The organism is Roseibium sp. AWQ4_254, from assembly GCF_056161025.1.
Window position 1 is genome coordinate 124,010 of the sequence record NZ_JBSWYH010000011.1, and the last position, 18,393, is coordinate 142,402.

An 18,393-nucleotide genomic window follows, 5' to 3' on the forward strand; every position below is an offset into this window, starting at 1 on the left:
TCCTAAAGCACCTTGCCCTTGAGCAGCCCGGTCGGGCGCACAAGCAGCATGAACAGCAAAATCGCAAAGGCCATGGCGGCCTTGTATTCACTCGGGATCACCAGAACCGACAGCTCTTCGGCGATCCCGACAATCAGGCCGCCGAGAACAGCACCTTCCACCCGGCCAACCCCGCCGAGGATCGCTGCGGCAAACATGGGCAGCAGCATGTGCCATCCCATCATAGATTTCAGCTCCGTGTTGATGCCCAGAAAGAAGCCGGAGGCGGCGCAGAGCCCGCCCGCGATGATCCAGGTCAGCATGACAACCTTGCGATTATCGATGCCGGACAGAAGCGCCAGATTTGGGTTGTCGGACATGGCCCGCATCGCCTTGCCCCATTTGGAGCGGGTCAGGAACAGATGCAGCGCCCCGACCAGAACCACCATGGCCAGCACCGTATAAAGCTCCCGGTCCCGGATGCGCAAAAAGCCGAAATAGGTCTCCGGGCGCACAATGCCGCGGGTGTAAGTCTGGGTGTCGACACCCCAAACGACCTGCACCACAGCACGGACCATCAGTGCGATGCCAAGGGACGCCATGACGGTCACGATCTTTGGCCGCTCGCGCAGATGCTCGTAAAAGACCTTGTCGATGCCAACCGAGACACCCGCAGTAACCAGGATCGCAATCGGCAGGGCCACATAGGGCGAGACGCCAAGGCCGGTCACAATCGCAAGCGCGAGGAAGGCGCCGAGAGTCGCGAGATCCCCATGCGCCAGATGCGCATAGCGCAGGATCGCGAAGATCAGGGTGATGCCGACAGCGCCAAGGGCATAGATGGACCCGAGCACGACGCCCGGCACCACATAGAAATTGAGAAGTTCGAAAAGATCCATTCCGTATCACCCACCCAGGAACATTTCGGCGACCTCCCGGTCGGCCAGAAGGTCCGCGCCGGTGCCTTCATGGCGGTTCTTGCCCGCGGCCAGCACATAGCCCCGGTCGGCAAAGGCCAGAGCCTGCTTGGCGTGCTGTTCCACCAGCAAAATGGCAACGCCCGTGTCACGCACATCCCGGCAGATCTGGAAGATCTGTTCCATATATTTCGGGGACAGACCGGCGGTCGGCTCGTCCAGAAGCAGAAGCTTGGGGTCCAGCATCAGGGCCCGGCCCATGGCCACCATCTGACGCTGGCCGCCAGACAGGCTGCCCGCCATGGTCTTCCGCCGTTCCTTCAGATCCGGAAACAGCTCATAGACCCGGTCATAGGCGGCCGACAGATCGCCGGTTTTCAGAAAGCCACCCATCTCAAGATTCTCGTGGATCGACATCTCCCGAAAGATGTTGTCCACCTGGGGCACATAGCAGATGCCCCTTTGCACAATCCTGTTGGGCGCCCAGCCGGTGATATCGTCGCCGTCAAACAGGATCCGGCCACCCCGGATGATCAACAGGCCAAAGACGGATTTCATGGCCGTTGATTTGCCGGCCCCGTTTGGCCCCACAATCACGACAATCTCGTCCCTGGCCACGGACAGGGAGACCTGCTGCAGGATGTCCGCTTCCCCATAGCCCCCGGTAAGCTGTTCCATCGACAGAAGCGCCGTCATGCGGCATCTCCCGTGGTTTCGCCGAGATAGGCTTCCAGCACTTGGGGATCGGAGCGCACGGTCTCAAAATCGCCTTCGATCAGAACCCTGCCCTCGGCCATGCAGACAACCGGAGCGCAGAGCTTTTCAATCATTTCCATGTCGTGTTCGATCAGGATGAAAGTATAGCCACGCTCCTTGTTCAAAATGGCGATCTTGGCCTCCAGCTTGCGCAGCAAGGTCCGGTTGACCCCGGCAGCCGGCTCGTCCAACAGCACCAGCTTCGCATCAGTCATCATGGTCCGGCCAAGTTCCAGAAGCTTTTTCTGGCCGCCGGAAAGGTTGCCCGCCCGCTCATGGGCCACGTGGGTCAGCTCCAGAAACTCCAGCGTCTCATAGGCCAGGCGCTCCACGTCCGCTTCCGACGTCTTGACCCGTTTCCAGGAGATCCAGTTGGCAAGAAGACTTTCACCCGGCTGCGCCGGGGGTACCATCATCAGGTTTTCAAGGGCGGTTAGCTTGTGAAACTCGTGCGGGATCTGAAACGTGCGCACGAGCCCCTTGTGAAACAGCTGATGGCTGGCCAGCGCCGTTACATCTTCCCCCAGAAAGCGGATCGTGCCGCTGGTCGGTTGCAAGGCGCCTGCAATCAGATTGAAAAGAGTAGTCTTTCCGGCCCCGTTGGGCCCGATCAGGCCAGTGATGCTGTTTTCTTCAACGCGGAAACTGCAGCCGTTCACGGCTCTGAACCCGCTGAAATCCATGACGAGCTCGTCAAGCTCTAGCATTCATGCTCCTAGCCGCCCCCCGGAAGCGGTCTTTCTTCAGTCGTTTGGCCGCGCCCGTTCTTTTGAACATTCTGAAGCAAGCCTCCCAAGCCCGCACATCGCAGCTTTCTCACCTTCTAACTTCATTCGCAGATCAAGCAACCGGTAAAATCCGGCCCAAACCTTAAAAAAGGCAAGATTTTTCAAATTCCGCACGTACTGGAAACAGACTGTTCTCAGCAGGACGGCTCATTTGCTTCTTTGCACTCTCGCGGGATACTGGTATTCGCGGCACGACACAATTCAGATTACTCTAGGTATATTTCACGATAAATTTATGACTTATCCTCAATCAATTCGAATTTATAAAATATAATAAACCCGGTACCATCAATTCTGGTTTAGATTTCAAATTTCAGCTACTAGAGAGCGATGAGCGTTGCGTTGGAAAAAAATTAAAACCAAGAAAACGCGGCCCTTCCTCTGGAGAAAACACTGTTAAAGCGTGCGGAAGTGACTGTACCAATAGAACCATCGGCCCCGGTTGCGCCGTCTTCCCTGCTTGCGCAGGGCCAGGTGGAAACCGGACTTTTGCTGGACATTTATGACCGGCTTGATTCGGCTGTGTGGATTTTCGATTTCGATCACAAGCGCTATCTGTGGGCCAACAAGAAGGCGCTGGACAGTCTCGACGCCGAGACTCTGGAGGAACTGCAATTAAGGGACCTGTCCGCCGACATGTCCCGCTCCGTCGACCAGCGCCTGCGCCAGTACCAGCAAGATTTCTGCCGGGGGGACACGCGGTTTTCGGAAGTCTGGACGCTCTATCCAAAAGGCAAACCGAGGGTTATGGAAGTGCTGATGAGCGGCATCCGGCTCCGGGATGGCCGAATGGCTCTGCTGTGCGAAGCGCGCGACCACCAGGCCCAGCAGCCGGAAACGATCCGGAGCATCGAAGCGCTGCTGCACACAACGGTCATGATCTCACTGTTTTCCCAGAGCGGAGAGCCGCTCTACCGGAACACGGCAGCCCGTGCGACCAGCCCGTCCCAGGAAACCAGGTTTCACGAGCGCTTCGTGCGCTTGCGGGACATACAGGGCCTGCTGGACAAGGCAGACCGCAACGGCATGGTAAAGCGTGTGGCGCAGGTGAAGACCGCGGCCGGCCCGCGCTGGCATGAACTCACCATCCGGGCCTGCCACGATGCCGTCACCGGGCTTCCAGCCTATCTCGTCAGCGAAATTGACGTGACAGAGCTGCATGAGACCAAGGAACGGGCGCAATATCTGGCCAGCCACGACACCTTGACGGGTTTGTCCAACCGCACCTACCTGCAGGACCGTCTGGCCCAGATGCTGGAGAAAGCGGCGCAGAAACAGCAGACGGCAACGCTCTACCTGTTTGATCTTGACGACTTCAAACAGGTCAACGATTCCTTCGGCCATGCGGCAGGTGATGCCCAATTGCAAATCGTCGCGGAAGAACTGAAGCTTCTGGCCGGACCACATGACGAAATTGCCCGTCTGGGAGGCGACGAATTTCTGATCTGCCATCTGGAACGCCCTGACAGGGACAGGCCCGACTGGTTTGGCCAGGCGCTGCTTGAAGCTTTCTCACGCCCCCATGCGATCGACGGCAAGCACCGGACAATCGGCTTGAGCATCGGCTATGTCCACTATCCGGCCGATGGCCAGGACATTAACCAGCTAATGCGCCATGCGGATCTGGCCCTTTATCAGGCCAAGGCGGCCCCTGGAAACACCTGCAAACGCTATGACGAGAGCATGCGCCTGCTCCGCGACCGGCAGCGCACCTTGAAGAAGGATCTGGAGCACGCCCTCCAGAATGAGGAATTTGTTCTTCACTATCAACCTATTGCCAGCACATACTCCAACCAGGTGGTGGCGGGCGAAGCCCTGTTGCGCTGGCAGCATCCCGAACAGGGCCTCATCGGCCCTGACACATTCATCAAGATTGCCGAGGAAGCCGGGCTGATCAACGCGGTCGGTGCCTGGACCGCCCGGGAAGTCGCCCGCTTTCAGCAGCGGCTGAAAGATCTGTCCACGCCGCTTCCGCTGACCTTGAACGTGTCGCCACGGCAGCTCTCCGACGGCCCGTTCCTGGGTTTGATGCAATCCTTGCCAGAAACCGGCGGCTGCGACCCCACGCAGGTCACGCTGGAAATCACCGAATCCGTCATTCTTGGTGACATCCCGAATGCACGCGAAACGCTGAAGGCCCTTAAGCAAACCGGATACCGCATCGTCATTGATGACTTTGGCACCGGATATTCCAACCTGGCCTATCTCCACAACTACCCGATCGATGGTATCAAGATCGACCGGATGTTCATGGAAGATATCGCCTCTGGCGGGGCGATCGTGAAACTGATCCTGTCCCTGGCAAAGGCCCTCGATGCGAGCGTTGTTGCCGAGGGTGTTGAGACAGAGGCACAGCGGAACTGGCTGGCTGAGAATGGCTGCAGCCACTATCAGGGCTATATTCTGTCCCCACCGGTCACAGAGGACCGGTTCCTGGCCATGCTTGGAGCTTTTCAAAACACCCACGAGGCCGTTGCCCCAAAGACCGGGACATCCTGAGCAGCGACCCTTAGGTGACCTTGGCGCGGGTCATGAATTCAGGTCGGTTCCAGCTTTCGGTCTTCAGGATCTCCGCCAGAATATCAACCGCATCGACAATATTCTGATGGGAGAGATAAAGCGGCGTGAAGCCGAAGCGCATCACGTCCGGTGCCCGGAAATCGCCGATCACACCACGTGCAATGAGCGCCTGCATGGCCGCATAGCCCTGCTCGAAGCGGAACGACACCTGACTGCCCCTGGCGGACGGATCCCGGGGGCTTGCCAGGGTCAGCTGCGGGCATTTGGCCTCCACTTCCGCAATGAACAATTCACTCAAGGAAATGGATTTGGCCCGGATCTGCGCCATGTCTACATCTTCAAACACATCCAAGGCGGCATGAAGGCTGGAGAGGGCCAGAATGGCGGGTGTGCCGACTGTCATGCGGGAGATGCCCGCAACCGGCCGGTAGTCAAGATCAAAGGCAAAAGGCGCCTCATGCCCCATCCAGCCGGTCAGCGGGGATGTTACCTTGTCCAGATGGTCCGGCGCCACATAAAGGAAGGCGGGCGCCCCCGGGCCGCCATTGAGGTATTTATAGCCGCAGCCAATGGCGAAGTCAGCCTTGGCACCGAAAAGGTCCACCTCAATGGCCCCGGCCGAGTGGGCCAGGTCCCAGATCGCCATGGCCCCAACGCCATGCGCCTTGGCCGTCAGCGCCTGCATATCGTGCACCCGGCCGGTCCTGTAGTCGACCTGGGTCAGCATCATGACGGCAACGTCTGCAGTGATTGCCGCCTCGACCTCCTGAGGATCGACAATCTTCAATTCGTGGCCCTGGGCCAGAAGCTCCGTCAAGCCCGAGGCCACATAAAGGTCAGTCGGGAAATTGCCATTATCCGACAGGATCACCTTGCGCTCCGGGCGCAGCGACAAGGCGGCCGAAAGCACCTTGAACACATTGACCGACGTGCTGTCGCAGGCCACCACAGTACCGGACGGAGCACCGATCAACCGGCCGATCCGGTCACCGGTGCGCTGGGGCAAATCGATCCAGCTGTGGGTATTCCAGGCGCGAATCAGACTGTTACCCCATTCTTCGCGCACGGCTTTGGCAACCCGGTCCGGCACATGGGCCGGTAGAACCCCAAGAGAGTTGCCATCCAGATATATGACCCCGTCCGGGATCAGGAAAGCGTCCCGCTTGTGTTTCAACACGTCTTGAAGGTCGGCCGGGTGCGTGGAAGTCATGGAAGGTCCGTGTGGTGTGACAGTGAGTAAGGAGGCCGCACGCTATCAAAGGCACGCAGTGCAAACAACCACGCTTCCTCCCCCTCCGGTTGTCTCTTGCGGCTTCCTCCCCGCCTCCCCACAGGCGGCCCAAAGGAAGCCCCCCAAGGAAGCGCATCTGGGTCTCATGTCGCAATTAGCACAAAAAAGCCCGTTTGATCACGGCCTTGAAGCTTGGCGTCTGGTAGTCTGAGCCCGGACAGGAGTTCGAGGCAGGAAAGTTTCAGGACCGTTCGCACGTCATGTTCATCAGCGTCTTCGACATTTTCAAGGTCGGCATCGGACCGTCCAGCTCACACACGGTCGGCCCTATGGTGGCCGTTCACACCTATCTGGATCGGGCGCGCGGTCTGGCCGGAGCGCAGTTCAAGGCCTCCCGGCTCACGGTAACCCTGCACGGCTCGCTTGCCTTTACCGGCAAGGGGCACGCCACCGACAGCGCTGTCTGCCTAGGGCTTTTGGGGGCGAAACCCGACACGCTCGACCCGGACGCTGCCGGACCGATGCTGGCCGGCCTTCACAAGGTCCGCAAACTCCAGATCCAGGGCCTGCCGGAGCTGGACTTTGATCCGAAGCAGGACATCATTTTCGACTACGGTCCGCCGCTGCCGCTCCATGCCAATGGCATGACCTTTCAGCTTCTGGACGACACGGGTGGTTTGGTGGACACGTTCGTCTATTATTCCATTGGCGGCGGCTTTGTGGTCAGCGAGGCCGAGCTCCGCCGGACCACAAATGAGCCGGTCAATGAACTGGCGGTCCAAAAGGTCCCGTTTCCCTTTGCCTCGGCCAAGGAAATGCTGGAGATGGGCCGCCAGTCCGGCCTCTCCATTGCCGAGATGAAACTGCAGAATGAATGCGAGGGCGGCCCGCGCGAAGTGGTGGAGGAAAAGGTCGACCGGATCTGGTCCGCCATGGATGCCTGCATCAACAGGGGCATCCGCCAGAGCGGGATTTTGCCCGGAGGCCTGAAGGTCAAGCGCCGTGCGGCTGACATCTATCAGAAGCTGATCCAGGAAGGCCGCAGCGCACCGCCCTTTGAGCACAATGTCATGGACTGGCTCGGGGTCTATGCCATGGCCGTCAACGAGGAAAACGCGGCAGGCGGACGGGTGGTCACCGCCCCGACCAATGGCGCCGCCGGTGTCATTCCCGCCGTCACCCGCTATTATCTCGACCATTGCCCCGGTGCTGATCAGGCCGGTATACGGGTGTTTCTGCTGACAGCCGCGGCTGTCGGCGGCATCATCAAGGCCAATGCCTCGATCTCAGGGGCGGAGGTTGGCTGTCAGGGAGAAGTCGGCTCGGCCTCGGCTATGGCCGCTGCAGGACTGTGTGCAGCGCTCGGCGGCACCAACGAGCAGGTCGAGAACGCGGCTGAAATTGCGCTGGAGCATCACCTCGGCATGACCTGCGATCCGATCGCCGGGCTGGTTCAGGTGCCCTGTATCGAGCGCAATGCCCTTGGGGCCGTCAAGGCGGTGACCGCCGCATCCCTCGCCCTGCGCGGTGATGGCTCCCACTTCGTGCCTTTGGACGGCTGCATCGAAACCATGCGCCAGACCGGCATGGACATGATGGAGCAATATAAAGAGACCTCCCAGGGCGGCCTGGCGGTCAATATTGTCGAATGCTGATGCTGCGAAAGTTAAATCCGGTCACCTGCGATTTGCTCTCAAAATCCCGAGATCAAGTCCCATCCGGACGGCCAGCTCAGGACAGTCTTGCGTTCAAGTCTTGTTTCCGCTTCAACTGATCGTCAGAGCAATTCCGGCGGCAACACCGGTCCCGATTTACTGGAATTGCCAAGGAGCCGCCGGAGGAGCCCTTGCCCGTTTTCATCACACCGTTGACCGCAGGTCTTTTGACCCTTGTTTACATCTTCCTAAGCAGCCGGGTGATCAACATCCGCCACTCCCAGCGCATTGCCCTTGGAGACGGCGGCAACAGGAGGCTGCAACGGCGTATCCGAGCCCATGGCAATTTCGCCGAATATGTGCCGCTGGCCCTGCTTCTTCTGCTGATGCTGGAACTGATGGGCGCTGCGCCCTGGCTCATCGCAGGACTTGGGCTGCTTCTGCTGACCGGCCGCTCCCTGCACGCCTACAGCGTCAGCCAGGATCCGGAACCGCTGCCCTTCAGAGTCGCTGGCATGATCCTGACCTTCACCACGCTGTCTGTGGCGGCACTCGCCAATCTTGTCCTCGCCCTTGACGCCGCCTTCACCAGCGGCGCTCCTGTGTGAGCACAGTCATATCTGCTGCAGGCGGGTCTTGTGGGCATGGGCGATATGAAGCCGCGCGGCGGCTTCCGCCGCATCGCTGTCGCCCCGGGCAATCGCCGTGACAATGGCCGCATGCTCCTCAACCGCGGTTTCCCGGCGCTCGGGCGTGTCCAAAGTCGTTCCGGCCATCAGGATCAGGGACAGGCGCAGATGTTCGATCAGATCCACAAGATAGCGGTTGTGTGAGGCCAGGCACAGCCGCCTGTGGAACTCCCGGTTGGAGCGCACAAGGCTGTCCTTGTCGGCGATGCGCTGCCGGTCCGCGCGCACCAGATCCTGCAGGATCTCGACTTCCGGCTCGGAGGCATGCTTGGCGGCAAGGCCCGCTGCCGTTCCTTCCAGCACCTCGCGCATGAAATAGACTTCGTTGATCTGGCCATGATCCAGGGTCGGCACGACCATGCCACGGTTGGGCTCGTGAATGGCCAGCCCCTGGGCCTCCAGCCGTTTCAGCCCCTCGCGGATCGGCGTGCGCGACACGCCGAACTCCTCCGCCAACTCAGCTTCCCGCAACCGGTCACCGGGTTTCAAGACCCGCTCTTCGATCAGGCCGATCAGGCGCTTGTAGATTTCAGATCCGTTCATTTCGTCTGGTTACCGGCAAGTTCGCCCCTGCGCAAGGGAGCCAAAGGGGTACCGGTCCATCTCAGCCTTTGCCGGGCCGGTACAAAACCCCGCCGATCACGGGCTGCGCCGCCCCTGTGGTGCCGGGGAAAGTTGCCGGAAGACCGGCCTGATGGCGCGCGCCCAGAAACGCCATCGCCTGCGCTTCCAGCGCATCGCCATCGATCTGATAGTCGTCCACAGGCCCCACCTGGCCGGACAATCTGTCCTCCAGCGCCTGCATCAGAACCGGGTTGAGCCGTCCCCCGCCACAAACCAGCCAGAGCTTCGGGCGCGCAGGCAAGAGCTGCTCCGCCCGCGCAATCGCCTCCACCGTAAAGGCCAGCAAGGTGGCCGCACCGTCCTCAAGGCTCAGCCCTTCCGCAAACGCGGCGGAAAAGCTGTAGCGGTCCAGAGATTTCGGGCCGGGGGCGGACAGGAACGGGTGCTTGAGGGCGTCTGTCAGCCGGGCTTCGTCCGCCTGCCCTTTCAGCGCGATCCGCCCGCCGTCGTCAAAATTTCCCGCCCCATGTGCCAGGATCCAGTCGTCCAACAGCGCATTTCCCGGGCCGATATCAAAGGCCAGAAGCGTGTCACCGCAGAGAAAGGTCAGGTTGGACACCCCGCCAATATTCAGGAAACAGAGTGGCTGGTGCCCCTCCTGCAGCACACTGCGGGCAAGGGCCTTGTGGTAGACGGGAACCAGCGGAGCCCCCTCACCGCCCGCCGCCATGTCTGCGTGCCGGACATTTCCAATGACCGGCACGCCCAGCGCATTGGCCAGTGCCTGCGGATCGCCCAGCTGGACGGTCTCCCCAGCGCCCGGGTCATGCCAGACCGTCTGGCCGTGAAAGACGATCAGATCCGGCGTCAACTTATGCTTTGACAGAAAATTCTGCAGGGCTGCTGTGTGATCCTCTGTCACCCTGACGCCAAGGGCCGGCCAAGCCTCCCGGCCTTCGCCCATGCGCCGGGCCGCCGCAAGCACCTGCTGCCGCGTGTCATCCCGGTAGCTTGCCGTTTCCGCCGGTCCGAAACGGCTCACGGTCCGGCCATCAGTGCCGATTTCCGCCAGATCAATGCCATCAGCGGAGGTTCCGCTGATGGTGCCGATGACAGACCAGTCCGTCATAGGCTGGCGGCCACCTTGTCCAGACTGTCCTGGGCAATGTCGAACACCTCATGCACCTGGGCTTCGGTGATGATAAGTGGCGGACAGAAAGCCGTCGCGTCCAGCATGGCACGCGAGATCAGGCCGTTTTCCTGGAACAGCCCATTTGCCTTCGCACCGAGGGACCCGGGCGTGTCCGCGTGGGAGGGATGGGAGAGCTCGGCCGCCCCGATCAGGCCGATGCCCCGGGTTTCCACCACCAGAGGGTTCTCGGCCAGCCCTGCCAGTCGGCTCTGGAACACGGGTGCAACCTCGCGCACATGGGCCACCAGCTCCCGTTCCTCAATGATCTTCAGATTTTCCAGCGCGACGGCAGCGGCCACCGGATGGCCGCTGCCGGTATAGCCATGGCCCAGAACACCAATGCGGTGGGATTCATCGGCAATCGGCTGGTAGACCTTGTCATTGATCATCAGCGCGGAAATCGGCTGATAGGACGAGGACAGGGCCTTGGACAGGGTCATCATGTCCGGCTGCAGATTGTAAGTCTCAGTCCCGAACATGTTGCCGGTGCGCCCGAAGCCGCAGATCACCTCGTCGGCGACAAACAGGATGTCGTATTTTTTCAGGACCGGCTGAACCGCTTCCCAATAGCCCTCCGGCGGCACCACCACCCCGCCTGCGCCCATGACCGGTTCGGCAAAAAAAGCGGCGATGGTCTCCGGCCCTTCGGCCAGGATCATATCCTCCAGATCCTGTGCGCAGCGTTTTGCAAAATCCGCCTCGCTTTCGCCCTCCGTCTTCATGGTGCGGTAGTGCGGGCTGGTCGTGTGCAGGATCTGCGGCAGCGGCAGATCGAAAGACTTGTGGTTGTTGGGCAGGCCTGTGAGGCTGGCAGAGGCCAGTGTCACCCCGTGATACCCGCGCATGCGCGAGATGATCTTTTTGCGCTGTGGCTGGCCCAAGGCGTTGGAGCGGTACCAGATCAGCTTGATCGCCGTGTCATTGGCCTCTGATCCGGAATTGGTGAAATAGACCTTGGACATGGGCACCGGCGCCATGCCGATCAGCTTTTCGGCCAGCTCGATGGCCGGGCCGTGGCTTCTGTAGGTGAAGGTGTGATAGTAGGGCAGCTTTTCCATCTGGCGGGTTGCGGCCTCGACAAGGCGCTTTTCACCAAAGCCGACCGCGACGCTCCACAGTCCGGCCATGCCCTCGATATAGCGCTTGCCGCTGAGATCCTCGACATAGATGCCCTCGCCCTTCTCAATGATCAGGGCGCCGTTTTCTTCCTGACGGCGGGCATCGGAATAAGAATGAAGCTGAAAAGCGATATCGCGGGCTTCGAGTGAATTCGGCAATTGCGCCATGAAACGCCTCTTGGAAACTGTGCAGACCGGAAGGACCAGACCACAAGCTGCCCCGCTGTTTCGGCCGGGGACGGACGGGTCTGGCAGTGGATCTACAAGACAGGGCTGTTCCGCTGCTTTGAAACCGTTCTGGACCACAGCCCGGACGCACCGGCGTGACCTTTCCAGCAGCTGACAGCTCAGCCTTGAGCCTTCCCACCCTAGAACCGCTCCGGCGCCAATACAATGAGGATTTTCCGGTGCTTGGACAACTCATGGCAGCGCACGCATCAATTTCTTGCCGACGTAGCGGAAATCAGGTCCAATGCCACCATATTTACGACCCTTTTCTGAACTTCAACTTGCTTTTCTTCAAAAATGGGCAGCCCGGATGAAAATTGGTCTCAAATCGTTTTTCTTCGCCAGTGTTTTTGCTCTGACCAGCGGTCTGGCAGGGTTTCCGGCGGCCATCGCGCAAGCGGCCACCGGCAAGATCGCCGTTGTGGTCGGCAACAACAATTATTCCTCGTCCCCTCTGGCGAACGCCTCCAACGACGCAGCACTTGTCGCGGAAGTCCTGGTCCAGGCTGATTTTGAGGTGAACCTCTTCTTCGATCTGTCCAAGGATGAATTCAGCGAACTCATCAGGAGAATGGACGAGACCTTCGACGGCGCGGAAGTCGCCGTTTTCTATTTTGCCGGTCACGGATTTCAGGTTCAGGGCCAGAACCAGCTTCTGGCCGTGGATGTGGACACAAGCTCGGCAGAGTCCGTCAATGCCAAGGCCGTCCAGCTGCGCAATGTGATCGACGCGGCCTCCACCGGTCCGGAGGGCGGCCTGCGGCTGATCATCATTGATGCGTGCCGGGACGATCCCTTTTCCGACCTTGACCCGAAATTCCAGGCCGGGTTGTCCTATTCGGAAGCTGGCGGCGAGGAAACCTTGCTGGCCTTTTCCACCAGCGCCGGCAAGCTGGCCCTGGATGGTCCGGCCGGCACCAACGGGCCTTATGCGATCGCCCTCAGCCGGGCGTTTCAGGACGCCGATGCGTCGCTGTTTTCGATATTCCGGAAAGTACGGCAGCAGGTGCGCGTTTCAACCGATGGCCTGCAGATCCCCTGGGTGATCGGGTCGGTGGAAAAGGAACATGTTCTGAAAGGTGCAACCGTGCAGCAGCCGGACGACGCCGTCGTCAAGGCGGGCGAGCGCGACCTTGACGCCGTCTTGTGGCACTTCCTGAGCAAATACAGCACCAAGGAAGAGCTTCAGCGGTTTGTCAAAGCCTTTCCCGCCAGCCGCCATGCGGGGGACGCCCGCTCTCTCATGCGCGGACTTGAAACCGGCGGCCAGCAGGCCTCACGGTCCGCCTTTTCAGTCAGTTTCGACGCCGAGGACAACAGCCAGCAGGCTGTTCTGGACCGGGCCCGGAAAAAGCGCCTTGAAAAACTCACCTTCCAGCCGCAGAGCAACATTCCGGCCGAATTGTTCCGCCTCTGGCCCCAGGATCTGCCCGATGCGGCCGGGGGCCTGAAGACAACCGTCACCCTGTGCGACCTGCTGGCGGCCCAGCCGGCCGACCCACAGCGCGTTGCCCCTTCCATCCGCGACGGCCTCGTCAATATCCGCGACGCGGCGGTCAATTGCGGCTTTGCCCTTGTGGCAGACCCTGGAAATCCGCGTCTGCAATTCCAGCTCGGCCGCGTTCTGGATGTGGCCAAACAATATGAATGGGCCCGTGTGTTCTACAATCTGGCAGCCGAGCAGAACTATTCCGCAGCGCTCACCCATCTCGGCTACATGCATTATGCGGGCCGGGGCCGCGAGGTCGATTACGACAAGGCGCGGGACTATTACCTGAAGGCTGCAAAACTCGGGAACCTGCGCGCCCGCACCAATATGGGCACGCTTTATATCAAGGGCCGCGGAGCGCCGAAACGGCCGGATGAAGGCATTTTATGGTATCGGCTGGCCTCCGCCATGGGCTGGGTCAATGCGCAAAATGCACTTGCCGATCTTTACCGAAAAGGCATCGGCGTCGAGCAGAATTACAGCGCCTCGGCCGCCCTTTACCGCCTTGCGGCCGAAAACGGCCAGCGGGAAGCGATGAACAGTCTCGGCCGCAGCTATCTGAATGGCTGGGGTCTGGACAAGGACCGGCAACAAGGCCACCTCTGGCTCACCCGTGCGATTGAGGCCGGTGACCGGTTCTCCCCCTATTTTCTGGCAAAGGACCTGATGGGCCAAAAGCCGGACAAGACAGGAAAGACCCGGATCTTGGAGCTGCTGACCCTGTCCGCAGACCGGGGCTTCAACCAGGCAAACTTTGAACTGGGCCGGGTCTACAGGGACGGCAAGATCGTCAAGAAGGACCTGACAGAAGCCTATTTCCATTTCCGCATCGCGGAGCTGAAGAAATACAAAAAGGCCCCGGAAGAGGTCGAAGCGCTCAAGTCCAGCCTGAGCAGCGGCCAGATTGCCGAGGTGGAAAAACGCATCGAGCAGCAGCTCCAGCTCAACGGGCTTTGAGCGATGCCCCCTGCCCCTCAGCCCTCTCTTCAGTCCCGGTACAAGGCGCTGCTGGAGGATCTGGACAAGGAGCACCCGGCCTATCTGAAGGCAAGGCGTTTTCCCAAGACGGGCGCGGCTTCGGCCCTCGACAGGCTATCGGATCTGGCCGATCAGATCGGTCAGACCTTCAGCGGGCCGGACCTGGAACCGTTCCTGACCTGGCTTCAGGACAACGCCGGACCGGCCACGCTCACAGCGCTGAATGCCGGTGCTTTCAGTGCCTTGCGGGCCGGTCTGTGGCAGACCGCACGGACGCTGGCAAATTCTGTCAATGACCTGGACCACCATGACCTTGCCGCCCAGCGTCTGGCGGATGCGGCGGACGCCCGGCAAAACCATCTTGAGCTGCCGGTGGACCAATGGCTGAAAGGCCGGTTTTGCCCGGCGCCCTTCGAACAGATCGAAACCCGCTCCAACCGGGCGGTTCATTTCTGCTGTTCGGCCTGGCAGCCCGTTCCGATCGGAACCCTCGACCAGACACCGCTGGAGGCCTGGAACTCTCCAACCGCTCAGGAAATCCGCCGCTCCATACTGGAAGGGGATTACAGCTATTGCAGCCGCTGGCACTGCCCCATGATCAGCGGACGGCGCCTTTCGGAAAAAGTCCTTCCGGAAACAGGCCCCGGCGAGACACGCCCGCTGGAGACTGTCAGAACGCACAGGCCAGAGCTCCGCCCCGCCCTTGAAATGGCGGCCACGCCCAAACGGGCAATCCTGTCCCATGACCGGAGCTGCAACCTGTCCTGCCCGAGCTGCCGGAAAGACGTTCTTCAACTGAAGAAGGCCGAAGCCGAAAAGCTGGATGATCTTGTGAATGGACGCTATGCCGATTTTCTGTCGAAGGCCTCAAAAATCAAGGTCACCGGCTCCGGCGATCCCTTCGCCAGCCGGCATTTCCTGAATTTTCTGAAGCATTTCACGGCAGCCAATTCCCGCAAGGAACGGCTGCAACTGCACACCAATGGCCTGCTTCTGGACGAGGCAACCTGGAACAGGCTCGATCTTTGGGGACATGTTGACAGCATCTGGATCTCCATCGACGCAGCCCGCGCCAACACTTATGCCAGCGTCCGCAGGGGCGGCCGCTTTGACCAGCTCCTGGCCAATCTCCGTTTTCTGGGAGACCTGCGCCGGGCCGGGGCGTATGGCAAACTGCGGCTGGATTTTGTGGTCCAGCAAAGCAACTATGCCGAGATCCCCGCCTTTGTCAGCCTGGCGCAGCATGTTGGCGCCAACGGGGTCTATTTTCTGAGGCTCCGCAATTGGGGCACGTTTGACGCGGCCACCTTCAAACAGATGAGTGTCTGCGAGGCCACCCATCCGGAGCATGGTGCCTTTCTGGAGGTGCTCGCCGATCAGCGGCTCACCAGTCCCTTTGTCGAGCTGGGAAGTCTGCAGCCCTTTGTCGACAAGGCCCGCTGTCTGACCAGGAGCGTGCCGCGTTCATCCGCATTTTAACCCCTTTGTCTTTTGCGGTGACATCTCTGATTTCAGGCAGCAAAAGGCAAACCCGATGATACGCGGTTGGCTTTAAGGCGCCTGTTCCAGGAAACTGTCCAAGTCGTCTGACGGATCAGGGACTGGCCGGTTCTTTGCGGTCTGCGCCCCCACCCGGTCCAGAAACCGGTCCGGCCCTTCCCCGGCAAAGAACTCAAAATCAGGCGCCCAGTTCTTGCGCATGCGGCCGAAGCGCCGTTCAAGATAGAGCCGCCACGCACCATCACTCATATGAATGGCCTGTTCCTGCGGCGCCGGCACTACCTCCACGAGATATCCCTTGCGCAAGACCGGCGAGAAACCGGTGGTGTCACACACCACGACGACGGTCGAAAAGGCTTGCAGGGTGGCAGACATCCCGTCCAGTTTGCGGTCCCGCGTGTCTTCCTCGATGCCGAGCGCCCAGACAAGGGCCACCGGCTTGGGCCGGGCCGGGTCCGCAAGCAGCAAGGCCTGTTTTTTCCGGCCCGCGGTCCAGCGGCCATAAACAAGAAGGGCAACTGTCAGTCCCTTGTCCCGGAGCCAGTTGAAAAAACGCATTATGCTGCCCCGCCAGGCTCTGGTGCGGGCAATCGTGCCAGAAGGGCTGCATGCCCGGCAATTTCGGCAGCGCCCTGCCAGTCCTGCGCCCGGCCCCGGCAGGTGGCACGCATCTCGTCCCGCACAGACTCTGTCAGGATCTGACGCAGGCAGATCTCAAGGCCATAGGGGTCAAAGGCATTTGCGCTCAGACACAGTCCTGCCTGCGCTCCAAATGCGCTTCTCGTTTCCTGCAGGTCCATTTCCGGAGCGGTGTTGGGCACGAACACCGTTGGCAGTGCAGCCGCCAGGTTTTCGTGGAAGGAATTGTAGCCTGCGGCCGTCACCGCAAAGTCGAACGCATTCAGATACCGGCCGAGAGGAAACAACCTTTGAATGTGATGCCGCTCGTGGGCTGATGTGTCTCCTGCCTGACTGATGGGAGAGCGGGCTTCAACAAGATGGCAGCCGGTGCTGCGGGCAAGAACTGAAAGGACCGTTTTCCGGACAACGCCCATGTCAAAATTCTGTTCCGCCCCCAATTGAACCAGACCAGCAAGGGCGTCTTCCGGAAGCCCGAGCAGCTTGCGCGCTGTGACCCGGGAAAACGCGGTGCTGGCATCGGACAGCAGCACCGGTGCCACGCGCACCACATGATCCAGCCCGGCATCAGCATGTTTGGGATCAGCTGCGGCAGCCATCTCGCCAGGCTCGATCACCAGATGGAACCGGTTGCCCCGGGAGGAAACCTCCGGGGCAGGATGGCGCCAAAGCCCCCTGCGGACCCAGACGCTCGGCGCCTCCTGATAGGCTTCAACCGCTTCTAATAGCCCCTGATAGGGAGTATTGCCGTCAAAGATGACCAGATCCGGCTGATAGAACCCGAGCGCGTCGCGCAACTCCTCATAAAAGAAGCTGTTCCAGGCTTCCACATTGGATTTCAGGCGGCGGTGAAAAGGCCGGAACTCGACGAGATATCCCATTTTCCGAGCAACGGTCACCGCTTCCGACAAGGAGAAAAACACCACTTTCACCTGAGGGCCGAAGGCCTGGGCGATCGCCAGCTGGCGCGTCAGATGCCCCAGCCCGACGCCGTTGCTTGTTACGACCAGAACCACGGGCTGCCGTTTGGCGCTGATAGTCCGGGCAGCACCAACACCGCCTTTGCCGGCTGTCATCTTGCCCACAAGCTCCAGATATCTTGGCTTGAAGGCGTCAAGGCCAAACGCCTGCTGTGTAAAGGACCGGGCCACGTCTCCCTGACGGGCCCGCTGCTCCGCATCCTCCAAAAGCGCTTCATACTGATCCGGGGCGGCTTCCGGGGTGCTGTACAGCGCAGCCTCTTCAAACCAGTCCTTGAAATAATGCGGGACGACGGCCGGAAGACCGGCGGCCAGCGCTTCCAGAACGCCATAGCCAAAAGCCTCGATCCAGGCCGGGCTGTGAAAATAGCTGTAGACATGAAGCTGCTTCAGGAACCGGTCCACGGGCACGCTTCCAAATGGATGCAGGAACCAGTTGCCGGGAACCGGTTCAAACCGGTCCAGATATTGAGGCCCCATGCCCAGCATCCTGAATTGAAACCGCGGGTCATCCGGATAGGCTTTCCGGGCGGTCTCCGGCTCGGGCCATTTTTCCAGCTCGGGGCGCGAATGCCGCCCGATGACGAGCGGCCCGTCAACGGGACCAGCCGCTGCGCGCGGAAAGTCCTCAACATCGATCAGGTTGAACCAGGTGCCGCCGTGCAGCAGATGCCCGAGGCCGAGTTGCTCGAACCCGAGCCGCACGGTCGGGCCGACGGGCAGGACCGTAAGACCGTGCCGGAACAGATCCTGTGCAAGTCCCTCAAGCTGCTGGGCAGGATAAGCTGGCTGGCCGAACCGGTCCTGAGGCGGATGATGAGCCACCAGCGCGCACAGATCAGCGCGGAACCTGGGCACAAAGGGCAGTGCCGCGCTGAGAAGGCTTGGATGATAGATCAGGGCGACCCTGGCCTGCGGCACAGCCGTTTTTTCGACGATCGTGACACCGGCCCGCCGGATCTCCGCAAGGAGTTTTGCATGAGGCGGGCGGGCCTTTGCCAACAGCGGCGAAAAAACCGGGATCAGCCCAAGGCGCAGCCCGGCACGGGCCGCCGCCCGCAACTCATATAGCAAAGCCGTTGAGGTGCCCCCGGGAAACCGGAGATCCGCCAGATATAGAATGTCGAACGTCACGACACGGGACCACCGCGACGAAACCTGGCCCTCAGC

Annotated in this window: 14 protein-coding genes; 5 read left to right on the forward strand and 9 right to left on the reverse strand. The window is 60.6% G+C overall.

Translation table 11 applies throughout. The annotated features are described in order from the left end of the window. Positions 1 to 2: 2 nt before the first annotated feature. The 3 genes from ACXAIC_RS10645 to ACXAIC_RS10655 are packed head-to-tail and all read right to left on the reverse strand — an operon-like array spanning position 3 to position 2,359. Positions 3 to 878, reverse strand: a complete 876-nt coding sequence (locus ACXAIC_RS10645) for a branched-chain amino acid ABC transporter permease (protein WP_475177593.1) — start codon at positions 876 to 878, stop codon at positions 3 to 5. 6 nt (positions 879 to 884) lie between these two features. Then, a complete protein-coding gene (locus ACXAIC_RS10650) occupies positions 885 to 1,592 on the reverse strand; it encodes an ABC transporter ATP-binding protein (protein ID WP_475177599.1) in 708 nt (235 codons plus the stop codon). Then, entirely contained in the window at positions 1,589 to 2,359 is a 771-nt protein-coding gene (locus ACXAIC_RS10655) for an ABC transporter ATP-binding protein (RefSeq protein ID WP_475177605.1), read from the reverse strand. The genes ACXAIC_RS10650 and ACXAIC_RS10655 overlap by 4 nt, the downstream gene beginning before the upstream one ends. Positions 2,360 to 2,851: 492 nt before the next feature. On the opposite strand from ACXAIC_RS10655, the gene ACXAIC_RS10660 reads away from it, so the two are divergent. Continuing rightward, positions 2,852 to 4,939: a putative bifunctional diguanylate cyclase/phosphodiesterase gene (locus ACXAIC_RS10660; protein ID WP_475177609.1), complete on the forward strand. Its 2,088-nt coding sequence runs from the start codon at positions 2,852 to 2,854 to the stop codon at positions 4,937 to 4,939. A 10-nt stretch (positions 4,940 to 4,949) separates the two neighbouring features. On the opposite strand, the gene kynU is transcribed toward ACXAIC_RS10660, so the two are convergent. Further along, on the reverse strand, positions 4,950 to 6,170 hold the full coding sequence (kynU, locus tag ACXAIC_RS10665) for a kynureninase (RefSeq protein ID WP_475177613.1): 1,221 nt from the start codon (positions 6,168 to 6,170) through the stop codon (positions 4,950 to 4,952). Positions 6,171 to 6,451: 281 nt separating this feature from the next. On the opposite strand from kynU, the gene ACXAIC_RS10670 reads away from it, so the two are divergent. Continuing rightward, entirely contained in the window at positions 6,452 to 7,846 is a 1,395-nt protein-coding gene (locus ACXAIC_RS10670) for an L-serine ammonia-lyase (protein ID WP_475177618.1), read from the forward strand. 191 nt (positions 7,847 to 8,037) lie between these two features. Further along, complete coding sequence (locus ACXAIC_RS10675; protein WP_475177621.1) at positions 8,038 to 8,454, forward strand: MAPEG family protein; 417 nt, start codon at positions 8,038 to 8,040, stop codon at positions 8,452 to 8,454. A gap of 6 nt (positions 8,455 to 8,460) precedes the next feature. On the opposite strand, the gene ACXAIC_RS10680 is transcribed toward ACXAIC_RS10675, so the two are convergent. From ACXAIC_RS10680 to ACXAIC_RS10690, 3 genes are all read right to left on the reverse strand, one after another. Continuing rightward, positions 8,461 to 9,078 carry a GntR family transcriptional regulator gene (locus tag ACXAIC_RS10680; RefSeq protein ID WP_475177624.1) on the reverse strand — a complete coding sequence of 206 codons (618 nt, stop codon included), beginning with the start codon at positions 9,076 to 9,078 and terminating at the stop codon, positions 8,461 to 8,463. Between the two features lie 61 nt (positions 9,079 to 9,139). Continuing rightward, positions 9,140 to 10,228 carry an anhydro-N-acetylmuramic acid kinase gene (locus tag ACXAIC_RS10685; protein WP_475177629.1) on the reverse strand — a complete coding sequence of 363 codons (1,089 nt, stop codon included), beginning with the start codon at positions 10,226 to 10,228 and terminating at the stop codon, positions 9,140 to 9,142. Next, positions 10,225 to 11,577, reverse strand: coding sequence for an aspartate aminotransferase family protein (locus ACXAIC_RS10690; protein WP_475177633.1), 1,353 nt, complete (start codon positions 11,575 to 11,577; stop codon positions 10,225 to 10,227). The genes ACXAIC_RS10685 and ACXAIC_RS10690 overlap by 4 nt, the downstream gene beginning before the upstream one ends. Before the next feature lie 370 nt (positions 11,578 to 11,947). On the opposite strand from ACXAIC_RS10690, the gene ACXAIC_RS10695 reads away from it, so the two are divergent. Both ACXAIC_RS10695 and ACXAIC_RS10700 read left to right on the forward strand, forming a co-directional pair. Then, positions 11,948 to 14,083 carry a caspase family protein gene (locus ACXAIC_RS10695; protein ID WP_475177638.1) on the forward strand — a complete coding sequence of 712 codons (2,136 nt, stop codon included), beginning with the start codon at positions 11,948 to 11,950 and terminating at the stop codon, positions 14,081 to 14,083. Positions 14,084 to 14,086: 3 nt separating this feature from the next. Beyond that, the gene (locus ACXAIC_RS10700) at positions 14,087 to 15,583 is read left to right on the forward strand and encodes a hypothetical protein (RefSeq protein ID WP_475177643.1); all 1,497 of its coding nucleotides are present in this window, start codon (positions 14,087 to 14,089) and stop codon (positions 15,581 to 15,583) included. 72 nt (positions 15,584 to 15,655) lie between these two features. Here ACXAIC_RS10700 and ACXAIC_RS10705 read toward each other — a convergent pair whose 3' ends face one another. Together ACXAIC_RS10705 and ACXAIC_RS10710 are read right to left on the reverse strand one after the other, a co-directional pair. Then, on the reverse strand, positions 15,656 to 16,162 hold the full coding sequence (locus ACXAIC_RS10705) for a hypothetical protein (RefSeq protein ID WP_475177647.1): 507 nt from the start codon (positions 16,160 to 16,162) through the stop codon (positions 15,656 to 15,658). Beyond that, positions 16,162 to 18,357 carry a glycosyltransferase family protein gene (locus ACXAIC_RS10710; RefSeq protein WP_475177651.1) on the reverse strand — a complete coding sequence of 732 codons (2,196 nt, stop codon included), beginning with the start codon at positions 18,355 to 18,357 and terminating at the stop codon, positions 16,162 to 16,164. Before ACXAIC_RS10710 ends, ACXAIC_RS10705 begins: the two co-directional genes overlap by 1 nt. Positions 18,358 to 18,393 lie beyond the last annotated feature (36 nt).